We start from the raw sequence: 6731 nt of genomic DNA, 5'->3' as shown, positions 1-6731 counted from the left end.
TTGCAAAAATATCTTCCGGAAAAAGACTCGGACTATTGGATGGTAATGCTTTGAATAGTATGTTTGCCATATTGTTTGGGTACACCTAAAAATAACCATTTTTTAGGACAAACAATAAAAATCCCCGACACTTTCACGTATCGGGGATTCCTTTTTAAAAAAAGGCTTTTTAGACAACCTCTTTTTTTATGCGTTGCCATCGGATATATCCCGTCGCACACATGGGCTTATGCATATGGGTATGTGCTTTTCATAACAAGCATTAAAAGGCCGTATTACTTTTTTGGCGATATATTGTCTATGAAATTGTTGCCATTCTATCCTGCCTTCACTCGCTAGTTCCCATTCAAAATTCATAATTTCATAACATAGTTTAGGTCTGAAGCTCAAAGGGTTTTAAATACTTTTGTGGCTGTTGTTGCATGCCGTACATTTGTTCAATACACCTACCAACTTATGACGTGTTCAAAGCTGTCTGATGAAAAACTGGCCAGAGCCCTTACTGATGGATCTGTGGACGCTTTTCGTTCATTATATGATCGATACAACAGATCGGTCTATGCCAACATTCTGAAGATAGTGAAACAGCCCGAGTATGCTGAGGATATCCTCCAGGAGGTGTTTGTTGCTTTGTGGGAGTATCGGGCCAAAATTAAGTCTAACCAATCGGTAGGAGGCTGGTTATTCGTTGTGAGTTTTAACAAAGCCACGACTTTCCTGAAAAAGAAGCTTCGGGAGTCGCTCGATTACATAGAGGAATACACCGATTACGAAGACATCCTACCGGAAGAAGCTGTCAATGAAGATCATTATCTCGCCCAGTGGATGATTGTCGAGGAGGCAGTCAACGCTCTTCCCGCCCGTAAAAAGGAAGTGTTCAAACTTTGTCGTTTTGAAGGAAAGACAAAAGAGGAGGTTGCTTCCATGATGGGGCTGTCTACGGTTTCCGTGAAAGACTATCTGAAACAATCCAACCGTGCGATTAAGGATTATATCACACTCAAATATCCCCACCTTTATACTCTCGTTGTCCTTACAGGGGCTTTTTCAGATAAATTTTAATTTTCTTTCCAAAAAAGCATCCCCTTTTTCGGCATATTGAAGTATTTAATAATAGAGAGCCGGATAGCCCTGCTCCCCATTACCGGAGTTTATCCCGTAAACAGGAAAACGTATTTAAGAATAAATATCCATGGATAGGATAACATATCTGATCGAGAAATTCTGGCAGGGAAAAGCTACTGCCAAGGAGAAGCAGGAGATCCTTCGGTATTTGGAACAGCATAATCCAGCCTGGAGACACCGTATGGAGCAGGCATTTATGGCTGCGGAACCATCAGAAAGCGATTTAAAGGCAGAACGCGCAGAAGAAATTTTTACGCAGATACAGTCCGCTGCAGGGATCAGTGAGAAGAAGCCTATTTCGCTGCTACAGCGTATCCGGCCTTTTGTCCGCGTTGCGGCAGCCGTCATACTGCTGATTTCCGGCTGGATAGTTTTTAAGCATTTAGACGACAAAGAAGCCCGGCCCGCAACAGCTTATACGCCTGTTTCCGTGCCGGACACAATTGTGCATAGAAACGTAAATAAAGAAGATCTCGTTGTCCGCTTGGAAGACGGCTCTACCGTGTCTTTAACATCGGGAAGCTCTATTGCTTACCGATCTCATTTCGATGTGGACAGACGTGAAATCTTTTTAGAAGGAAAGGCTACATTTAAAGTGGCGAAAGATAGCCTAAGGCCATTTACCGTTTGGGCAGAGGGATATGCCACGACAGCTTTAGGAACGACGTTTTCAGTCAGTGCCTATCATACTGAGGTCTTTACGGTAAACCTGATGTCGGGCAAAGTCGTTGTTCGCTCTTCTCCTAAAAGTTCGGTCGCCCTTTCGGACGTATATTTGAAGCCCGGAGAGGAACTTCGTGTTAATCCGGTAAGCGGCCGCTGGGCCGTTTCTAATAAAAACATGGTGCCTGAGCGCTTGGATAAGGAACAGCTGTTGCCAGCGGGGACGGACGATAAGACCGAAGATTCCGGGGATAACCTGCTGGCGTTCAACAAGACTTCCCTCGACGAGGTCTTCCGCCGCGTTGCCCGGAAATATGATGTCGATATAGACCTGTCCAATGTGGATATACGTCAGCTGTCATTTACCGGTAAGTTTCAACCTACAGATTCCCTGAATGTTGTGATAGGTATTATATGCAATATGAATGATTTAATTTATCATGAAGAGGGACGTAAAATTCGCATAGCAAGAAATAATTAACAAATGACGATATGAATAAAAAATGTGGATCGGCCCGAGCGGGCCGGGAGGAACCGTTTTGTCCAATTTTTAATGTTAAAAAATGAAATACGTGTTATGAACCAAAAGAACAGATTATTATGTATGATGAAGCGATCCATGATCATACTACTACTGATGCCTTTCGTCTCAGTCGCTCAGCAGTCTGCTGTCATCCGGGGCACGGTAATGGACAGCGGGGGACAACCGTTGGCCGGTGTTACCGTGGAGGTGATGGACGGCGTCCAAAACCGGCGCTTTCAGGCGTCGACTAATGATAAGGGAATTTTCTCCCTCGGGGGGCTGACTGCCGGGAAATCCTACGACGTGACTTTCAATAGACTGGGATACGAGCGGTATGTCGAACGCGGCTTTTTGGTCCGTGCCGGCGATAACAATTCCTTGCTTGTTCGGATGTCTGTGGGAAGCGAAAAAGTAGATGAGGTTGTGGTTGTTGGATATGGAACACAACGGCGCGCACTTGTGACAAGCGCCATTAGTAAAATGAATGTCGATGAGTCTACATTGCGGCCCGTAAGCAGTCCGGCCCAGTTGTTGGATGGGCGTATTGCAGGTGTATCCACCGCGACGGGATCGGGCAATCTTGGAAGTGGGGAACGTGTCAGCATCCGGGGAATATCTTCACTAAGTGCCAGTAACGAGCCCTTATATGTCATTGATGGTGTGCCGATTACCAATACCAATAGTAATCTCTACGATTTCGGTGAATCGATGAGCTCGCTGGCTACTCTTAATATCGCCGATATTGAATCTGTGGAAATATTGAAAGATGCTGCTTCAGCGGCTATTTATGGTTCGAGGGCAACAAATGGTGTGGTGGTAATTACGACCCGGTCCGGAAAAGAAGGGCGCGCCGATATACGGCTTAATGTCAACGGCGGAATGACCAAGTTTCCGTATCTGCATAAAATAAAGATGGCTGACTCAGAATTGTATGTACGCGATTTCAACGAGGGGATAGCCAATTACAACCAACAATACGGATTGCGGATAGGCGATTCGGGATATAAGCGGCCCATCTCCAATCCGTTTGGAAACTTACCCGATACTGACTGGATGGATATCATTACTCAGACGGGATCCTTCTTCACCGTCGATGCTGCCGTTTCGGGGGGAACACAAAAAATGAAGAACTATTTCGCAGCCAGCTATACAACGCAGGAAGGTGTCATTAAGACCAACTCCATGGATAAAGTTAACCTGCGGGCAAAGATGAGCTACGAAGTGGCCCCATGGTTGGAAATCGGAACCAATAATTCAGCAAACTACGTACGGAACAACCAAGTGCCGGGGGCTACGCTGGGGACGACCATTATCGGACGTGCAATTCAGCAGCGCCCTTTCGACAGACCCTACAAACCCAATGGAGACTACTATGTCGGGGGTACAGATGAGCTCGTATTTCATAACCCCATGCAGATTCTCCATGAGCAGACTGCTTATATAGAAGATCTACGCTATTTAGGTAACTTTTTCGCCACACTCAAATGGAAGGATAAGCTTTCATGGAAGTCCTCTTTTAATGCAGATGTTACCCAGACGTATGACCATACATACTATAATGAGCGTCATCCCTACGGGCTTGGGATTGGCCGGTTGTTAGACCGTAATAGGTTGATACGAAATTATCTAATGGAAAATGTACTGACATATAACGACAAGTTCGGAGATCTTTCTTTGAATGCTATTGCGGGACACTCCTTTCAAAAGATAGCGACCCGCACAACGTATATAGACGCCAGAGGATTCCCTTCTCCGTCTTTTGTCGTCGCTAGCGCTGCGGCAGAGACCATGTCGTCTTCCGGATTGGGTATTTACACACTCGAATCGTACTTTGGGCGCGCGACCCTTTCGTATCTGGACCGCTATATCCTTACCGGTACACTGCGCACCGACGGATCGTCCAGGTTTGCCAGAGAAAACCGCTGGGGTTGGTTCCCTTCGATATCGGCCGGATGGAATATCTCCGAAGAGGAGTTTATGCAGGGAAGCGGTACCGATCTGAAATTCAGAATGAGTTATGGACGAACCGGCAACCAGGATGGATTGGGCAGTTATGTTTACCAGGCGTTGATGGCAGGCGGTTTTAATTACGGCGGTAATAGTGGTATAGCTGTGACGACTTTCGGAAACCGTGATCTCACCTGGGAGAAGGCCGGACAGTATGATGTGGGGTTTGATATCGGTCTGTTCAACGGAAAAGTAAACCTCATGGTAGACTGGTATCAGAAAAACACAACGTCGTTAATTTACTCTATGCCCGTGCACGCGACTACCGGCGTTACTTCAATTACTACCAACATCGGTTCGATGAGGAACCGGGGGGCCGAATTAACACTCAATACACATTTCAATTTTGGGCAGTTCCAGTGGCTATCCCAGTTCAATATCGCTACCAACAAAAATAAAATTACGTCCCTTATAGGCGATAACGAGCCAATAAGCATCGGTGGAAACCGTGCTTTGCAAGTTGGTCAGGAGATCGGCGCGTACTTTTTGTTCAACATGGAAGGTATTTATCAATACGACGGGGAAGTGCCGAAGGAGCAGTACGACATTGGAATACGTGCCGGCGATGTGAAGTGGCGGGATGTCGACGGAAACGGGATCATAAACGACAACGACCGCGTGGTTATGGGATCGTCCAATCCGGATTTCTTTGGTGGGTGGAATCATACATTCCGTTATAAAGGATTTTCCCTGGACGCATTTTTCTCCTATGTCTATGGAAATGACGTCTATGCACAATGGCAGGTAGACGTTGCCCGCGTGGGTCACCGTAACGCCGTATTAAAGGAGTACGCCGAAAACCGCTGGACAGGACCAGGCTCTACAAATAAGTACCCGCGCCCGATAGACGGCGACATCAATAATGCGCGGAACTCGGATCGTTGGTTAGAAGATGGCTCCTTTATACGGATGAGGACGTTGACACTGAGTTACAATTTCCCTAAACAATTGTTGGGCAAATACCGCGTAAAGGGATTGCGGGCTTTTCTTCAGGGAGACAACCTGTTTCTGATCACAAATTATCCGGGATGGGATCCTCAGGTTAGTAACAATATGGACCCTCGTTTCTTTAGTGTAGACACATTCAATGTGCCTCAGCCACGAACTTTTACGGTAGGACTGAATGCAAACTTTTAAATATAAAGTAATGAAAAAATATATATTAGCGATGTTCGTTTTGACATTATGCGGCGCATGTTCTAGCCAACTGGAACAATTTTCGTTCACCGCGATTTCTCCCGATGCAGTCGACATCCGGGATGTCCCAGCTGTGCGGTATGGGATGTACAACAGCGTTCAGAACGATCCTACGGTGCGATCGTTTATCCTGTTTGACATGCTCGGAGGGACTATACAATCCAATACGGGTACATCCCGCGACCTGATAAACGCTACGTTGAGTCCGTTGAACGCCACGATAAGCTCAAGTTGGAACGGTTACTTTAGTGCGCTCTATCAGGTGAATAACATGCTGGACGTGGCCAACCGTTTCCCAGAAGCGGAGCTCGCCTCATTGTCCAAAGGCGAGGCCCACTATTTCCGTGCATACATCTATTTTTGTCTGGTAACCCGCTGGGGTGGCGTACCCATATTGCGAAATAACACGCTGGAACGCGTATCGCGTGACCCAATAAATGCCGTATGGGCGTTTATCGAAGAGGACCTTGATGCTGCCGCCAGCCTGTTGGGAACGGCTTCAAGCTACTACTACGTGTCCCGCGACGCAGCGATCGCGCTCAAAGCACGCGTGTTGCTTAGTCAGGGAAAAAAGCAACAGGCAGCCGAACTGGCGGAGAGCTTAATCACGGGAGGCGCTTACCGGTTAGACTCTTTCGAGCGTATATTCCGTAATACAGCCAATACGGAGATCATTTTTGCCTTTCAGAACCGCACCGAAGAATCCAGTATCAATATTAGTGATCTGTTTTATACGTATGGGCATCCCAATAGGGGACAGGGGGCGTACAAGCCGACGCCGGAGACCATTGCACTGTTCGCCGACGAGGATAATAGAAAGGCCATATCGTTGATCAATATCGCCGGAACAGAATGCATCAACAAATATCCGAGTGGGCAAACCGGACGCGATCCTTTTATTGTTTCCCGAATAGCGGAAATGTATCTGATCAGTGCCGAAGCACAAGGACGGTCACTGGGAGTTGGTCGGCTGAACGAATTGAGACGGTTCAGGGGGCTGGCGGATATTTTCCCTGCCAACGATGAAGACTATCTAACCGCCATACTGAACGAAAGAAAGCGGGAGCTGCTGGGCGAGAACTTTATGTATCACGACCTGGTGAGAACTGGCAGAGCACAAGAAGAGTTGGGGTTGCTCAACCATCAGCACGTACTGCCCATCCCCGGCAGAGAGCTGCAGCTTAATCCCAATCTGGAGCCCAACCCAGGTTATTAG

4 protein-coding genes are annotated in these 6731 nt (G+C 47.1%); all 4 read left to right on the top strand.

Going from position 1 to position 6731, the window contains the following annotated elements; genetic code table 11:
- Positions 1-456: 456 nt before the first annotated feature.
- The 4 genes from BC792_RS17190 to BC792_RS17175 all read left to right on the top strand — a co-directional run bounded on the left by BC792_RS17190 (position 457) and on the right by BC792_RS17175 (position 6731).
- Positions 457-1062, top strand: a complete 606-nt coding sequence (locus BC792_RS17190) for an RNA polymerase sigma factor (RefSeq protein WP_148910256.1) — start codon at positions 457-459, stop codon at positions 1060-1062.
- 130 nt (positions 1063-1192) lie between these two features.
- Entirely contained in the window at positions 1193-2269 is a 1077-nt protein-coding gene (locus tag BC792_RS17185; RefSeq protein ID WP_148910255.1) for a FecR family protein, read from the top strand.
- 96 nt (positions 2270-2365) lie between these two features.
- Positions 2366-5455: a SusC/RagA family TonB-linked outer membrane protein gene (locus tag BC792_RS17180; RefSeq protein ID WP_211357572.1), complete on the top strand. Its 3090-nt coding sequence runs from the start codon at positions 2366-2368 to the stop codon at positions 5453-5455.
- Between the two features lie 10 nt (positions 5456-5465).
- Positions 5466-6731, top strand: a complete 1266-nt coding sequence (locus tag BC792_RS17175) for a RagB/SusD family nutrient uptake outer membrane protein (protein WP_148910253.1) — start codon at positions 5466-5468, stop codon at positions 6729-6731.

The organism is Sphingobacterium allocomposti, assembly GCF_008124885.1.
Taxonomy (GTDB): domain Bacteria; phylum Bacteroidota; class Bacteroidia; order Sphingobacteriales; family Sphingobacteriaceae; genus Sphingobacterium; species Sphingobacterium allocomposti.
The sequence above is the reverse complement of the archived record's forward strand: the minus strand, read 5'-3'. Positions and strand labels throughout refer to the sequence as shown.